Raw genomic sequence first — 14,522 nt, 5'->3', positions numbered from 1 at the left:
CCTCCCGGTGAACGCTTAGCGATAAATCCCGACGGACGGCGCATCGCCGACATAGCCAAAACCGCGGTACATACCCTCGCTGTTGAACGGCAGCGCGATATTGCCGTGGCGATCGACGGCGATCATGCCGCCGCTGCCGCCCAGCGCCGGCAGCTTCTCCATCACCACCCGATCGCTGGCCTCTTGCAGGCTGAGCCCGCCGTATTCGATCAGGGCGGAGACGTCATAGGCCGCCACGCCGCGCATGAAGATTTCGCCGGTGCCGGTGCTGGAGACCGCCACGGTGGCATTGTTGGCATAGCAACCGGCGCCGATGATCGGCGTGTCGCCCACCCGCCCGGCCTGCTTGTTGGTCATGCCGCCGGTGGAAGTGGCGGCGGCGAGGTTGCCCAGCGCATCCAGCGCCACCGCGCCGACGGTGCCGAATTTGCGATCGGGATCGAGCGGCTCGCCGGCCTGCGCCGCGCCGTCGTGATCGAGCAATACCCGCCCCTGCTCCGCCTGGGCGCGGTGCAGCTGCTCAAAACGTTCCTGAGTAAAGAAGAAGTCGGGGGTGACCATTTCCAGTCCGTGGGCGGCGGCAAACTTCTCGGCGCCTTCGGCGGCAAACAGCACGTGTTCGCTGTTTTCCAGCACCGCGCGCGCCGCCAGCACCGGGTTGCGGACGCGGCTGACGCCGGCGACGGCGCCGGCATCACAGGTGCGGCCGTCCATCACGCAGGCATCCAGCTCGTGGGTGCCCTGATGGGTAAACACCGAGCCTTTGCCGGCGTTGAACAACGGGCACTCTTCGAGCAGCCGCACCGCTTCGGTCACCGCGTCCAGCGCGCTGCCACCCTGTGCCAATATCGCCTGACCGGCGGCCACGATCTCGGACAGCGCCTGAATATACTGCCGTTCCTTTTCCGCACTCAGCGCCGCCCGGGTAATTGCGCCCGCGCCGCCATGAATGGCAATCACTGGTTTGCTCATTTGCCTGACACCCTGTGTTAATCCCGCCGTTGCGCAGCGAATAAGCTGAACGCGGTATCATTATTATTCAGTCTTTTTCGACTCTATTTAGCCCGACTGTGGAAGTACAGCATAACGTCCACGCCCCACTTTTAGCGTAGTCCGCTTAGACCGTTTCGCACCTTGAAATAGCTTATTGGAATAAAAACAGCAGGTTATAAAAAGCAGCAAACCGCTGAGAGTGCGGCTGGGATTATTGGTAATTTCGCGAGAGGAAATAGCGGCATGGGGTCATGAAATAAACGTTCACGCTGAATAATCATTATTTCAACGCCCGGCCTGCCGTTTTTCCCGGCCGGGCGAAGATACTCCGCGATTAAAAACCGGAACCGGGTTGCTGTAAAAAGGCCTCTTCTTCCGGCGTGCTGATGCGCCCCAATATCGCATTGCGATGCGGGTACCGGCCGAAACGATCGATGATCGCCTTATGACGCAGTTCGAATTCCAGCTGATCGCCGTTATTGAGCTCGGTATACAACACCAGCGCCTGTTGGTGAATCAGCGGCGATTCCGAATGCATGAACGGCAGATAAAGGAAGCCGCGCTGCTCGCGGCTCAGCCGTTCGCACTCGCCGCTGCGGATCGCCTCCTGCGCCAGAATCAACGCCATGCCGTCGCAGGCGAACGACTGCGGCGTGCCGCGGAACAGGTTGCGGCTGAACTGATCGAGCACGAGCACCTCCGCCAACCGCCCTTCGATGGTGTCGCGCCAGTGCGCCAGCTCCCCCGCCGCCGCCGCCCGCCAGATTTCGCCGAAACGGCTGTGCAGCAGACGATCGAAATCATCGTCCTTTTTGAACCACATCACCGGTTCGATCTCGTCGAACCAGAACTCGATAACCTGTTTATGCATCATGATTCTCCTCTGTTTTACGCAGTTTATACCCGATCGCCCCAGCGCCGCAGTGCGAAAGATGGCGGGCATAACCCGTTCTCCCCCCGGCGTTCTCTGCCATAATACCCGCACTTTGTCGCTATCAATGCGCACCCTGATTACGGAGTTCCCCTTATGGATCATTGCCATACTTCCGATCTCATCTCCCTGGAGCAAGCGCTGGAAAAAATGCTCGGGCAGATCGCCCCGCTGCAACAGACCGAATCCGTCGCCCTGACCGCCGCCGCCGGCCGCATCACCGCCGCGCCGGTGGTCTCACCGCTCGACGTGCCGCCGTTCGCCAACTCGGCGATGGACGGCTATGCGGTGCGCCTCACCGATCTGGCGGCCAATGCGCCGTTGCCGGTCGCCGGGAAAGCCTTCGCCGGCGCGCCGTTCGACGGCCAATGGCCGGCCAACAGCTGCGTGCGCATCATGACCGGCGCGCCGATCCCGGCCGGGGCGGACGCCGTGGTCATGCAGGAACAGGCCGAAGTGAGCGACCAGGGCGTGCGTTTTACCGCGCCGGTAGAAGCCGGCCAGAATATCCGTTTGGCGGGTGAAGACATTCGCCAAGGCGCCAGCGTGTTGCCGGCCGGCGTGAAGCTGGGCGCCGCGCAGCTGCCGCTGCTGGCCTCGCTCGGGGTCGCCGAAGTGCAGGTGATGCGTAAGCTGAAGGTGGCGGTGTTCTCCACCGGCGACGAACTGCAGCCGGTCGGCCAGCCGCTGCAGGCGGGCCAGATCTATGATACCAACCGCTTCGCGGTGCGCCTGATGCTGGAGCAGCTGGGCTGCGACGTGCTCGATCTCGGCATTATCCGCGACGATCGCGATGCGCTGCGCGCCGCCTTCGAACAAGCGGACAGCCAGGCCGATGTGGTGATCAGCAGCGGCGGCGTCTCGGTCGGCGAAGCCGACTACACCAAACAGATGCTCGACGAGCTGGGCCAGGTCAGCTTCTGGAAGCTGGCGATCAAACCCGGCAAACCGTTCGCCTTCGGCAAACTGGGCCACGCCTGGTTCTGCGGCCTGCCGGGCAACCCGGTTTCCGCCGCCCTGACCTTCTACCAACTGGTGCAACCGCTGCTGGCGAAGCTGGCCGGCCACAGCGACTGGCGCCTGCCGCCGCGCCTGCGCGCGCGGGCGCTGACGCCGCTGAAGAAATCGCCGGGCCGCCTCGATTTTCAGCGCGGCGTGTTCAGCAGCAACGCCACGGGCGAACTGGAGGTGAGCACCACCGGCCACCAGGGCTCGCACGTCTTCAGCTCCTACAGCCAGGGCAACTGTTTCATCGTGCTGGAGCGCGAACGCGGTTCGGTGGCGGCGGGTGAAACGGTGGAGATCGAGCCGTTCAACGCCCTGCTGAGGAGCTGAACATGTTGCCGGAATTGACCGACGCCGAAGCGCTGCGCTACAACCGCCAGATCGTGCTGCGCGGCTTTGACTTCGACGGCCAGGAGAAGCTGAAGGCCGCCCGCGTGCTGATCGCCGGGCTGGGCGGGCTGGGCTGCGCCGCCGCGCCTTATCTGGCGGCGGCCGGCGTCGGCCATCTGGTGCTGGTGGATTTCGACACCGTCTCGCTCTCCAATCTGCAGCGCCAGATCCTGCACCGCGACGATCGCATAGGCCAGAGCAAAGTCGCCTCCGCCAGGCAGGAACTGAGCGCCATCAATCCGCATATCCGCATCGACGCCATCGACGGTCGTCTGGAAGACGATGCGGTTGCGGCAGAGATCGCCGCCTGCGATCTGGTGCTGGACTGCACCGATAATGTGGCGGCGCGCGACGCGCTGAACCGCCTGTGCCACGGGCAGCGCAAGCCGCTGGTTTCCGGCGCGGCGATCCGCATGGAGGGCCAGCTCAGCGTGTTCACCTATCAGCCGGGCGAGCCCTGCTACCGCTGCCTGAGCCGGCTGTTCGGCGACAGCGCCCTCACCTGCGTCGAAGCGGGCGTGATGGCGCCGCTGGTCGGCACTATCGGCACCCTGCAGGCGATGGAAGCCATCAAGCTGTTGGCCGAGTACGGTCAGCCGCTGCGCGGCAAGCTGTTGATGTTCGATGCGATGAGCATGCAGTTCCGCGAGATGAAACTGCCGAAGGATCCGCACTGCGAGGTGTGCGGCGGAGAATGACGGATAAAAAAAGGGCGGGGTAATTCCCGCCCTGATGCGTTGCCGCGAGGGTTATACGATGCCCTGGCTGCGCAGATAGTCTTCGTAGTTGCCGGTAAAGTCGATCACCTTGTTCGGGGTGATTTCCAGAATACGCGTCGCCAGCGAGCTGACGAACTCACGGTCGTGGGAGACGAAGATCAGCGTGCCTTCGTACATCTCCAGCGCCATGTTCAGCGATTCAATGGATTCCATATCCAGGTGGTTGGTCGGTTCGTCCATCACCAGAATATTTGGGCGCTGCATCATCAGCTTGCCGAACAGCATGCGACCCTTCTCACCACCGGACAACACCTTCACTTTCTTCTTGATGTCGTCCTGGCTGAACAGCAGACGGCCCAGCACGCTGCGCACCGCCTGCTCGTCGTCTTTTTCCTGCTTCCACTGGCTCATCCAGTCGAACACGGTCAGGGTGTCGTCGAACTCGTATTCGTGATCCTGCGCGTAGTAACCGATACGGGCGTTTTCCGACCACTTGACGGTGCCGCTGTCCGGCTGCGCATCGCCCACCAGCGTTTTCAGCAGGGTGGTTTTACCGATGCCGTTGGCGCCCAGCACCGCGACCTTCTCGCCCACTTCCACCATCAGGTTCAGCTTGCTGAACAACGGGCCTTCATCGAAGCCCTTGGTGAGCGCTTCCACTTCCAGCGCATTACGGAACAGCTTCTTGTCCTGCTCGAAGCGGATGAACGGGTTCTGGCGGCTGGAGGCTTTCACCTCTTCCAGCTGGATCTTGTCGATCTGGCGAGCGCGCGAGGTGGCCTGCTTGGATTTGGAGGCGTTGGCGCTGAAGCGGCTGACGAACGATTGCAGCTCATTGATCTGCGCCTTCTTCTTGGCGTTGTCCGCCAGCAGACGCTCGCGCGCCTGGGTGGCGGCGGTCATGTATTCGTCGTAGTTGCCCGGGTAAACGCGCAGTTCGCCGTAGTCCAGATCCGCCATGTGGGTGCAGACCATGTTCAGGAAGTGACGGTCGTGCGAGATGATGATCATGGTGCTGTTGCGCTCGTTGAGCACGTTTTCCAGCCAGCGAATGGTGTCGATGTCCAGGTTGTTGGTCGGTTCGTCGAGCAGCAGGATTTCCGGATCGGAGAACAGCGCCTGCGCCAGCAACACGCGCAGCTTCCAGCCCGGCGCGATTTCGCTCATCGGGCCATAATGCTGCTCAACCGGAATACCCACGCCGAGCAACAGTTCGCCGGCGCGCGCTTCGGCGCTGTAGCCGTCCATTTCGCCGTAGGCCACTTCCAGATCGGCCACTTTATAGCCGTCTTCTTCGCTCATCTCCGCCAATGCGTAGATGCGGTCGCGCTCTTCCTTCACCGCCCACAGTTCGGTGTGGCCCATGATCACGGTATCCAGCACGCTGTACTGCTCAAAGGCGAACTGATCCTGACGCAGTTTACCCAGGCGCTCGTTCGGATCGAGGAACACGTTGCCGCCGCTCGGTGCCAGATCGCCGCCGAGGATTTTCATAAAGGTGGACTTGCCGCAGCCGTTGGCGCCGATCAGGCCGTAACGGTTGCCGCCGCCGAATTTGACAGAGATGTTTTCAAACAACGGCTTACTGCCGAACTGCATGGTGATGTTGTTAGTGCTTAACACAGCGCTCGCTCTTTATACATAGGGAATGTGATTTGGCGCGCATTATGCCACAACGGGGTGCAGAGATCGCGGGAAGTTTCGGTGACATTTTGAGCGGCGCCTGCGGCATCCGATCCTTTTCGCAGGCGGCATAGCTGAATTAACGCGGCGGGAACTTCGCGGCAATCATCGCAGCCGTCGGCTGCACGCCGCCCAGGCTCCATTGTTCGGGCGCATGTTCATCGATTCGGACCCAAACCGACTGCCTGAACGCCGGATCGCCTCGCCCTTCTATCTCCACCAACAGTTCGGTAATGCGGGACAGCAATTCGCTTTTTTGCCGTTCATCCAGCATGCCTTTCACCGTTTGCACATTAACAAATGGCATTATACTCTCCTTGAATATAGATAAGTCTAAAAACAAGACTTAGATTAGCGAAGGAAAATGCCCATGTCAAAATCTCCCGATCTCCCTACCGTTTCTCTTGCCCTGTGCGGGCTGGCGCAGGCCGCGGATCTGCTTGGCGATCGCTGGACGTTACTGATCCTGCGCGAGTCATTCTACGGCGTCCGCCGTTTTGAAGAGCTGCGCGAGAATATCGGCGCTTCACGCCAGGCGTTGAGCAACCGTCTGAATGCCATGGTAGAACAAGAACTGTTGGCCAAACGCGCTTACCGGGAGCCGGGCGAGCGCGAACGACATGAATATGTCTTGACGGACAAGGGGCGCAGCCTGGGGCCTATCCTGGTTGCGCTGATGGCATGGGGCCACCGGCATATTCTGCATGACAGCCCCCACGTTCAACTGGTGGATAAACGCAGCGGGCTGCCGGTGCAGCTGGCATTTATCGATGCGCAGGCGCACGTAGTGCCTGAAGACGCGCTGCAAATGTCGGCCGTTGAGCTCCCCCCGGCCTGACTTACCCATTCTGGTCTACGCTTGATACCAGACTGATTTAGGACAAGGATGCTGAACCATGCCACACCTCTATAACACCGCGCTGCTGATCGGCGCCGCGCTGAGCGCCATCGCCGCCCTGCTGCATATTTGGGTGATCGCCGCCGGGCCGCGCGGCTATCGGCTATGCGGCGCCGGCGATCGCTTCATTAAGGCGGCGGAAGCGGGTAAAAAGTTCCCGGCCGTCGTCACCGCCGGCATCGCGCTGGTGCTGTTTATTTGGGCGCTGTACGCGCTGTCCGGCGCGGGCCTGATCGCGCCGCTGCCGCTGCTGCGGCCCGCGCTGTTTATTATCACCTTTATCTACCTGCTGCGCGGTGTCGCCGGCCCTTTCGCCCTGCGCGATACCGGCCGCAGCCAACGCTTCATCGTCGTCAGCTCGCTGATTTGCCTCGGCTTCGGGCTGGTGCATCTGCTGGGGATGACGCAGCGCTGGAGTGCGTTGGCGTAACGCCCTGTTGCTGCAAGACGGCGATAAACGCCTGCGCGGCGGCGCTGCGGTAAGCGCCTTGGCGCTGCAGCAATACCGCCTGACGGGCCGGCATGGCGTTGGCCAGCGCCACCTTTTTCAACTGCCGGTTCTCGCGCGCAATCGCGGCCGGCAACAGCGTGGCGAGCTGCCCGCGCCGCACGATCTCGACGATGGCGCCCAGCGCATTGGCCTCTACCGCCACCTGCGGCCGAAACCCCAACTGCGTGCAGTAGCGATCGATAAACTGACGCGTGGCGAAGTCGCCGCTCAGCAAGGCCAGCGGCAGATGTCGCCACTCCGCCAGCGTCAGCGGCCGACGCCGCGCCGCCAGGGGATGATCGGCGCCGACCATCAGCTCCAGCGTCTCGCTGAACAACACCGAGGCTTCCACCTCCACCGACTGCGCCATCTCAAAGGCAATCCCCAGATCCAGCCGATCCTGCGCCAGCAGCGCCTCGATTCGTTCTTGCGCCATCTCCTCAATGCTCAGCGTAATCCCCGGGTAGCGGCGATAGAACGCATCGATCGTCGGCCCCACCAGATAGGCGGTGAACGTCGGGGTCATCGCCAGCCGCAAATGGCCGCGCGCCAGCGTCGCCACGTCATGGATCGCCCGCGCGCCGGCGTCCAGATCCTGCAGCGCCAGGCGAGCATAGCGCATCCAGGCCTCACCGGCGTCGGTCAGCTGCACCCTTCTGCCGCTGCGATCGAACAGCGGCGCTCCCAGCGCATCCTCCAACTGTTTGATCTGTTGGGAGAGCGTCGGTTGCGAGACGTGCAGCGCTTCGGCGGCGCGGGTGAAATTGCCCTGTTCGGCAACGGCCAGAAAATATCGGATATGTCGCAGCAGCATAGCGCCCCAGCTATTAGTAAAACCTATAGCCAGCATTATAAATGGGTCTTAGACCCTATAGCCAGAAGCGTTCATCATGCCGTCATCGCTTACCCCCCAGGGAGAAAGACAATGAAAGAGGTGATTGAAGGCTTCCTGAAGTTTCAGCGCGAAGCCTTTGTTGAACGCACGGCGCTGTTTCAGCGGCTGGCGACCCGCCAAAACCCGCGCACCCTGTTTATCTCGTGTTCCGACAGCCGCCTGGTGCCGGAGCTGGTCACCCAGCGCGAGCCGGGCGATCTGTTCGTTATCCGCAACGCCGGTAACATCGTGCCGTCTTTCGGCCCCGAACCCGGCGGGGTGACCGCCTCGGTCGAGTACGCCGTCGCTGTGCTGGGCGTGGAAGATATCGTGATCTGTGGCCATTCCGACTGCGGCGCGATGACCGCCATCGCCACCTGCCAGTGTCTGGATCACCTGCCGACGGTCGCCGGCTGGCTGCGTTACGCCGATTCCGCCAAGGCGGTCAATCAGGCTTATCCGCACGCCTCTGACGAAGCCCGGGTCGCGTCGATGGTGCGCGAGAACGTCATCGCCCAACTCAACAACATCAAAACGCACCCTTCCGTCGCGCTGGCACTGGATCAGGGCCGCCTGGCGCTGCACGGCTGGGTCTATGACATCGCCAGCGGCGCTATCGAGGCGCTGGACGGCGAAACCCGCCGCTTCGTACCACTCGCCACCCATCCCGAGGTGACCGCCACCCCGGCGATCGCCCGTTTTTAAGCCGACAATAAGGAGCTAACATGACACACTCTCTGCATAACGCCGCCCCGCGCGAAGCGCTCACCGACACCATCATGGCCGCCAAAATTCGCCATAACCTGACGTTCGAAGCGCTGGCCGAGGGCACCGGTCTCAGCCTGGCGTTCGTCACCGCCGCGCTGCTCGGGCAGCATGCGCTGCCGGAACCGGCGGCGCGCACGGTAGCGACCAAGCTGGGGCTGGACGAAGAGGCGGTGCTGCTGCTGCAAACCATCCCGCTGCGCGGCAGCATTCCCGGCGGCGTGCCGACCGATCCGACCATTTATCGCTTCTATGAAATGCTGCAGGTTTACGGTTCCACGCTGAAAGCGCTGGTGCACGAGCAGTTCGGCGACGGCATCATCAGCGCCATCAACTTCAAGCTGGATATCAAAAAGGTCGCCGATCCGGAAGGCGGCGAACGCGCGGTGATCACCCTGGACGGCAAATACCTGCCGACCAAGCCTTTCTAATTGGCCTTTCGCCGGCGGCCTGCGTCGCCGGCAAATTGACAGCCAACCGGCCATTGGCTACATTATCTGCGCTGAAACGCCACCCTGGCGTTTTTCACTGCCCGAGGCCTGTATGTTGGAGATTGTAACCACCCGATAGTCGCTTCCTTGCCGTATGGCGAGGGACTCTGACGTATCCGACGCGCGTTTGCGCGGGGATGCGCGTATCTGGGGTTATTACAGGATCTCCCAACATGAACATTTCCAAAGCGGAACAACGCGTGCTGCACGTGTTGGCCAAAGGCGGCTATATCGCCTTCACCCGCAACGACGCCGGTCGCGTCACCCACGTCGAATGCTACACCCGCGAAGGGCTCGGCCTGGCCGACTGCTCGCTGGCCGTCTTCACCAAGCTCAAAACCAAACGCCTGATCCTCTCTCGCCAGGGGCGCCCTTATCGCGTCACCTTCGCCGGGCTCAAGGCCGTGCGTGCGCAGCTGGATAACCGCTAATCATCGATACCGGCCGGGCAGGCAGCCCGGTCGGTTCAGCCTTATTTAATCAGGATACAACCATGGACATTACTTTACGCCACGAAACGCCGGCCGACGTCGGCGCCATCGCCACCCTGACCGCCGCCGCGTTCCTGCATGCCGAACACAGCAGCCACACCGAGCAGTTTATCGTTAATGCGCTGCGCGCGGCGGGAGCCCTCACCCTGTCGCTGCTCGCCGAGCAAAATGGCACACCGATCGGGCACGCGTCCGTCTCGCCGGTCGCACTCAGCAACGGCGCCGCCGGGTGGTACGGGCTGGCGCCGGTGTCGGTGCTGCCGGCCTGTCAGAGCCAGGGGATCGGCAGCCGGCTGATCCGCCAGTTGCTGGCCGAGCTGCAGGAACGCGGCGCCGCAGGCTGCGTGGTGCTGGGCGATCCGAACTATTACGGCCGCTTCGGCTTCCAGGCGCAGTGCGCGCTGACCCTGCCGGGCGTGCCGCAAGACTACTTCCGCGCCGTCGCCTTCCAGGGCGCGCTGCCGTGCGCGGAGGTCACCTTCCACAACGCGTTTAACGCCGAAGCCTAACCCTGTTGCCGGCGCCGTCATGGCGCCGGTTTTCAGTCCCGTTCGCCATAACGCAAGACGGTCATCCCTTCCTCTTCCGCCGGGGGAACAAAATACTGCGCCAGATGCTCAAACTCCGCCTCACTCAGTGTAAACGGGTGCTCGCCGCGCGCATTTCTCAGCGTTATCCGGTTCAGGCACTGCGCATGGCTGACGTCGAGAAAGTGCAGGCAGTGCACGACGCCGGCCTCCTCCGCCAAGGCTTTGGCCCAGCGCCGCCTGTCCGGCGTATTCATCGGGAAATCGAGCGCCACGGACCAACCGCCGCGCAGCAGCTGAACGAGGTGCCCGCCCAGCACTCGTCGCAGCCGGTCGGAACAGCGCGCGTAGTCTTGCAGACTGACCATCTCCTGTTCATACAGCGTCGCCAGCCACGCATCTTCGCTCAGCAACAGCGTTTGCGGCTGCTGGGCCAAACGCTGCGCCAACGTCGATTTGCCTGCGCCGGCCTTGCCGCACATCAGGTGTAAAACTGCAGGGTAGGTTTTCATGACGTTCTCCGGTCGTTGCCGGAAGGGGATAAAAAAACCCGCCTGCCGGCGGGTTTTTATTGGCGACACACGCGCTATCCCACCCTCTGGAGAAGGGTGATAATAATTTGCGCGAATGGGCGGTGGGATTTTTTCATAGCTAATGAATATGACAACCGTGCAGCGTTGTCAATTCGTCTCCGACGCAGGCTTGCTCTGTGCGTGATAACAACGGCTATCCTGTGGCGCCTGGTGGCGGCTCTCCAGCCCGTAGTCCCGCACCACTTCCGCCACCCGCAGCCGATACTGCGCCAACACCTCGCCACGGCCGCGCGCCTGCGCCGCCCGGTGCTGTTCGAGATTGCGCCACTGTTGCACCGCCGCTTCGTCGCGCCAAAAAGAGAGCGACAGCAGGCGCGCAGGATCGGCCAGGCTTTGAAAGCGCTCGATGGAAATGAATCCGTCGATCTGCGCCAGCAGCGGCTTCAGCTCCGCAGCCAGCCCCAGATAGGCATCGCGCTGCCCATCGGCGGCCTGCAGTTCAAAAATCACGGCGATCATTATCTTCTCCTCTCAACGGTAAAATTCCGATACGCGCGCAGGGTAAGAATGGCGCCACTGCACCGGTTTCAACGCCCGCTCATCAATATCCAGCGAATACGGCCGCACAGCAGCAAAGTGCGATGACCACAGGCTAGCAATGGACGCACAGCCATACTTCGCCTAACCTCGAAGTATGCATAACATCGAGATAGAAGATCGTTTAGCGGCGCTGAGCGCCGCCATCGCCGACCGCACCCGGGCGCGCATGCTGTGCCTGTTGATGGATGGGCGCGCCTACACCGCCACCGAGCTCAGCGCGGCGGTCGAGGTCGCCCCGTCCACCGCCAGCGCGCATCTGGCGAAACTGCTGGAACAGCAGTTGATTGCCTGCGTCAAACAGGGGCGCTATCGCTATTTCCGGCTGGCGGGGCAACCGGTGGCCGCAGCGCTGGAAGGCATGATGGCGCTGGCGGGCGTGCCGCGCCCGTCGGTGAAAAGCCGCACGCCCACCTCGCTGCAATATGCTCGCACCTGTTACGACCATATGGCGGGCGAGGTGGCGGTGAAGCTGCACGATCGGCTGCATGCGCTGAACTGGCTGACCGGCGAAGCAGACTACCGGTTAAGCGACGCCGGGCAGGCCGCGCTGGCGCGGCTGGGCGTCGATTGCTCCCCCGCTCCCACCCGCCGCCGCTTCGCCTGCGGCTGCCTGGACTGGAGCGAACGCCGCTCTCACCTCGGCGGCGCGCTGGGCGCCGCGCTGTTAGCCGCCTTTATCCAACGCGGCTGGATCCTTCGCCGGCTCGACAGCCGCGAGCTGCAGCTGACCCCTGCCGGTAAAAAAGCGCTGGCCGCACATTTTGACCTCACGGTGTAACCCGGCGACAGGGTAGTTTTACTGCAATACTCTAGGGGTACGCTTAAGCGACCCCGCCAACCCGAGGAGTTTCCATGCTCGATTCCACCCAATTCCCGATCGTCAAACGCTGGCCGGCTCAGCATCCGGAACGGCTGCAGCTCTACTCTCTGCCGACGCCGAACGGCGTCAAAGTCTCCATCATGCTGGAGGAGATCGGCCTGCCTTATGAAGCGCACCTGATCGACATCGGCAACAACGAAACCTGGACGCCGGAATTCCTGGCGCTGAACCCGAACGGCAAGATCCCGGCGATCATCGATCCCGACGGCCCCGGCGGCCGGCCGCTGCCGCTGTTCGAATCCGGCGCCATTCTGCTCTACCTGGCGGAAAAGAGCAGCCGTTTCCTGCCGCAGGACCCGGCGCAGCGTTACGAAACCATTCAATGGGTGTTCTTCCAGATGGCCGCCGTCGGCCCGATGTTCGGCCAGCTCGGTTTCTTCCATAAATTCGCCGGGCGCGAATATGAAGACAAGCGGCCGCTGGAGCGCTACAAAAACGAATCGAAACGCCTGCTCGGCGTGCTGGAAACACGCCTTGAAGGCCGCGACTGGATCATGGGCGCGGAGTACACCATCGCCGATATCTCGCTGCTGGGTTGGGTGCGCAACCTGATCGGCTTCTATGAGGCGCGCGAACTGGTGGAGTTCGACAGTTTCCCTCGCGTCGCGCAGTGGCTGGAGCGCGGTCTGGCGCGCCCGGCGGTGCAGCGTGGGCTCGCTATCCCGGCGCGAGCGGCCTGATCGTCAAACGGGATGGCCGCCGGGCCGTCCCGCCTTCCGCTGTCATAAAATTGTCATCCCTCTGCTCTACTCTCCTTTCGTAACAATTTGATGTTATTTACATTGTTGTATTACGACAAGGAGCTTACCCCATGCAACCTGCTGTATCCCTGATCGCCGGCGCCGTACTGTCCGCCCTGCTCTGTTCCTCCGCCATCGCGGCGGAAACCTCGGCCAATGCCGATGGCCTGACCGATCGCGCCGCGCGCGGCAACCTCGTCGAACCGGGCGGCGCCCGCCGTCTGGCCGGCGATCAGACCGCCGCGCTGAAGGCGTCGCTGTCGGACAAAACGGCGAAAAACGTGATCCTGCTGATCGGCGACGGCATGGGGGATTCCGAGATCACCGCCGCGCGCAACTACGCCGAAGGCGCAGGCGGTTACTTCAAGGGCATCGACGCCCTGCCGCTGACCGGACAATACACCCATTACTCGCTGGACAGGAAAACCCATAAGCCGGACTACGTGACCGACTCCGCCGCCTCCGCCACCGCCTGGGCCACCGGGGTGAAAACCTATAACGGCGCGCTCGGCGTGGACGTGAACGGCAAGGACCAACCGACGCTACTGGAGATCGCCAAGGCGGCCGGCAAGGCCACCGGCAACGTCTCCACCGCCGAGTTGCAAGACGCCACGCCGGCAGCGCTGGTCTCCCACGTCATCTCACGCAAGTGCTATGGCCCGGAGGAAACCAGCGAGAAATGCGCCGCTAACGCGCTGGAAAACGGCGGCCGCGGCTCCATCACCGAACAACTGCTGAAAACCCGCGCCGACGTCACGCTGGGCGGCGGCGCGAAATCGTTCAACCAGCTGGCAAAAAGCGGCGAATGGCAAGGAAAATCGCTGAAGGACCAGGCGGCGGCGCAGGGTTATCAGTGGGTGAGCAACGCCGACGAACTGCAGGCCGTTACCCTCGCCAACCAGCAAAAACCGCTGCTGGGGCTGTTCGCCGACGGCAATATGCCGGTGCGTTGGCTGGGGCCGAAAGCAAGCTACCATGGCAACCTCGACAAACCGGCAGTGACCTGCGAAAACAACCCGGCGCGCACCGCCGCCACGCCAACGCTGGCGGCGATGACCGAAAAAGCGATCGCGCTGCTGAAAGACAACCCGAACGGCTTCTTCCTGCAGGTCGAGGGCGCGTCGATCGATAAGCAGGATCACGCCGCCAACCCGTGCGGGCAGATTGGCGAAACCGTCGATCTGGACGAAGCGGTACAAAAAGCGCTGGCCTTCGCCCGCGCCGACGGCAACACGCTGGTGATCGTTACCGCCGACCACGCGCACGCCAGCCAGATCGTCTCCGCCGACGCCAAAGCGCCGGGCCTGACCCAAAAGCTGACCACCAAGGACGCCGCGCCGATGACCCTCAGCTACGGCAACTCGGAAGAGGAATCGCAGGGGCACACCGGCACCCAGCTGCGCGTCGCGGCCTACGGCCCGCACGCCGCCAACGTAGTGGGCCTGACCGATCAGACCGATCTGTTCTTCACCATGCGCGATGCGATGGGTATCAAGTAACCGCCCCCTGAAC

Annotated in this window: 18 protein-coding genes; 11 read left to right on the top strand and 7 right to left on the bottom strand. The window is 62.7% G+C overall.

What is annotated here, in order from left to right:
• Positions 1–15: 15 nt before the first annotated feature.
• On the bottom strand, positions 16–972 hold the full coding sequence (locus tag SERRSCBI_RS07355) for an isoaspartyl peptidase/L-asparaginase family protein (RefSeq protein ID WP_042784029.1): 957 nt from the start codon (positions 970–972) through the stop codon (positions 16–18).
• 355 nt (positions 973–1,327) lie between these two features.
• Positions 1,328–1,864: a DUF924 family protein gene (locus SERRSCBI_RS07350; RefSeq protein WP_042784027.1), complete on the bottom strand. Its 537-nt coding sequence runs from the start codon at positions 1,862–1,864 to the stop codon at positions 1,328–1,330.
• 156 nt (positions 1,865–2,020) lie between these two features.
• On the opposite strand from SERRSCBI_RS07350, the gene moeA reads away from it, so the two are divergent.
• Positions 2,021–3,259, top strand: coding sequence for a molybdopterin molybdotransferase MoeA (gene moeA, locus SERRSCBI_RS07345; RefSeq protein ID WP_042784025.1), 1,239 nt, complete (start codon positions 2,021–2,023; stop codon positions 3,257–3,259).
• Between the two features lie 2 nt (positions 3,260–3,261).
• Positions 3,262–4,017, top strand: a complete 756-nt coding sequence (moeB, locus tag SERRSCBI_RS07340; RefSeq protein WP_042784024.1) for a molybdopterin-synthase adenylyltransferase MoeB — start codon at positions 3,262–3,264, stop codon at positions 4,015–4,017.
• A gap of 51 nt (positions 4,018–4,068) precedes the next feature.
• Here moeB and SERRSCBI_RS07335 read toward each other — a convergent pair whose 3' ends face one another.
• Entirely contained in the window at positions 4,069–5,661 is a 1,593-nt protein-coding gene (locus SERRSCBI_RS07335) for an ABC-F family ATPase (RefSeq protein WP_033642430.1), read from the bottom strand.
• Positions 5,662–5,800: 139 nt separating this feature from the next.
• On the bottom strand, positions 5,801–6,028 hold the full coding sequence (locus SERRSCBI_RS07330) for a tautomerase family protein (protein ID WP_033650586.1): 228 nt from the start codon (positions 6,026–6,028) through the stop codon (positions 5,801–5,803).
• A 63-nt stretch (positions 6,029–6,091) separates the two neighbouring features.
• Here SERRSCBI_RS07330 and SERRSCBI_RS07325 point away from each other — a divergent pair, with 63 nt between their 5' ends.
• Together SERRSCBI_RS07325 and SERRSCBI_RS07320 are read left to right on the top strand one after the other, a co-directional pair.
• Positions 6,092–6,559, top strand: a complete 468-nt coding sequence (locus SERRSCBI_RS07325) for a helix-turn-helix domain-containing protein (RefSeq protein WP_033642428.1) — start codon at positions 6,092–6,094, stop codon at positions 6,557–6,559.
• Between the two features lie 58 nt (positions 6,560–6,617).
• On the top strand, positions 6,618–7,049 hold the full coding sequence (locus tag SERRSCBI_RS07320; RefSeq protein WP_019454439.1) for a hypothetical protein: 432 nt from the start codon (positions 6,618–6,620) through the stop codon (positions 7,047–7,049).
• Here SERRSCBI_RS07320 and cynR read toward each other — a convergent pair.
• Positions 6,973–7,923 carry a transcriptional regulator CynR gene (gene cynR / locus SERRSCBI_RS07315; RefSeq protein WP_033642427.1) on the bottom strand — a complete coding sequence of 317 codons (951 nt, stop codon included), beginning with the start codon at positions 7,921–7,923 and terminating at the stop codon, positions 6,973–6,975. The genes SERRSCBI_RS07320 and cynR overlap by 77 nt on opposite strands.
• Before the next feature lie 111 nt (positions 7,924–8,034).
• On the opposite strand from cynR, the gene SERRSCBI_RS07310 reads away from it, so the two are divergent.
• The 4 genes from SERRSCBI_RS07310 to SERRSCBI_RS07295 all read left to right on the top strand — a co-directional run bounded on the left by SERRSCBI_RS07310 (position 8,035) and on the right by SERRSCBI_RS07295 (position 10,239).
• Positions 8,035–8,688, top strand: a complete 654-nt coding sequence (locus tag SERRSCBI_RS07310) for a carbonic anhydrase (protein WP_042784023.1) — start codon at positions 8,035–8,037, stop codon at positions 8,686–8,688.
• A gap of 20 nt (positions 8,689–8,708) precedes the next feature.
• Positions 8,709–9,179, top strand: coding sequence for a cyanase (gene cynS / locus SERRSCBI_RS07305; protein WP_042784021.1), 471 nt, complete (start codon positions 8,709–8,711; stop codon positions 9,177–9,179).
• Positions 9,180–9,412: 233 nt separating this feature from the next.
• A complete protein-coding gene (locus tag SERRSCBI_RS07300) occupies positions 9,413–9,670 on the top strand; it encodes a YjhX family toxin (protein WP_004939031.1) in 258 nt (85 codons plus the stop codon).
• 62 nt (positions 9,671–9,732) lie between these two features.
• Positions 9,733–10,239, top strand: coding sequence for a GNAT family N-acetyltransferase (locus SERRSCBI_RS07295; RefSeq protein ID WP_033650582.1), 507 nt, complete (start codon positions 9,733–9,735; stop codon positions 10,237–10,239).
• Positions 10,240–10,271: 32 nt separating this feature from the next.
• Here SERRSCBI_RS07295 and SERRSCBI_RS07290 read toward each other — a convergent pair whose 3' ends face one another.
• Positions 10,272–10,769 carry an ATP-binding protein gene (locus tag SERRSCBI_RS07290; protein WP_042784019.1) on the bottom strand — a complete coding sequence of 166 codons (498 nt, stop codon included), beginning with the start codon at positions 10,767–10,769 and terminating at the stop codon, positions 10,272–10,274.
• A 168-nt stretch (positions 10,770–10,937) separates the two neighbouring features.
• Positions 10,938–11,309 (bottom strand): antibiotic biosynthesis monooxygenase, encoded by a 372-nt coding sequence (locus SERRSCBI_RS07285; RefSeq protein ID WP_042784018.1) that lies wholly within the window; start codon positions 11,307–11,309, stop codon positions 10,938–10,940.
• A 175-nt stretch (positions 11,310–11,484) separates the two neighbouring features.
• Here SERRSCBI_RS07285 and SERRSCBI_RS07280 point away from each other — a divergent pair, with 175 nt between their 5' ends.
• The 3 genes from SERRSCBI_RS07280 to phoA all read left to right on the top strand — a co-directional run bounded on the left by SERRSCBI_RS07280 (position 11,485) and on the right by phoA (position 14,509).
• Positions 11,485–12,168 (top strand): helix-turn-helix transcriptional regulator, encoded by a 684-nt coding sequence (locus tag SERRSCBI_RS07280; RefSeq protein WP_042784016.1) that lies wholly within the window; start codon positions 11,485–11,487, stop codon positions 12,166–12,168.
• Positions 12,169–12,242: 74 nt separating this feature from the next.
• On the top strand, positions 12,243–12,950 hold the full coding sequence (locus tag SERRSCBI_RS07275; protein WP_042784015.1) for a glutathione S-transferase N-terminal domain-containing protein: 708 nt from the start codon (positions 12,243–12,245) through the stop codon (positions 12,948–12,950).
• Positions 12,951–13,081: 131 nt separating this feature from the next.
• Positions 13,082–14,509, top strand: a complete 1,428-nt coding sequence (gene phoA / locus SERRSCBI_RS07270; protein WP_042784014.1) for an alkaline phosphatase — start codon at positions 13,082–13,084, stop codon at positions 14,507–14,509.
• The last annotated feature ends 13 nt before the right edge of the window (positions 14,510–14,522 follow it).

The organism is Serratia sp. SCBI (assembly GCF_000747565.1).
Taxonomy (GTDB): Bacteria; Pseudomonadota; Gammaproteobacteria; order Enterobacterales; family Enterobacteriaceae; genus Serratia; species Serratia ureilytica.
Note: the sequence above shows the minus strand (reverse complement) of the source record. Positions and strands in the feature narration are given on the sequence as shown.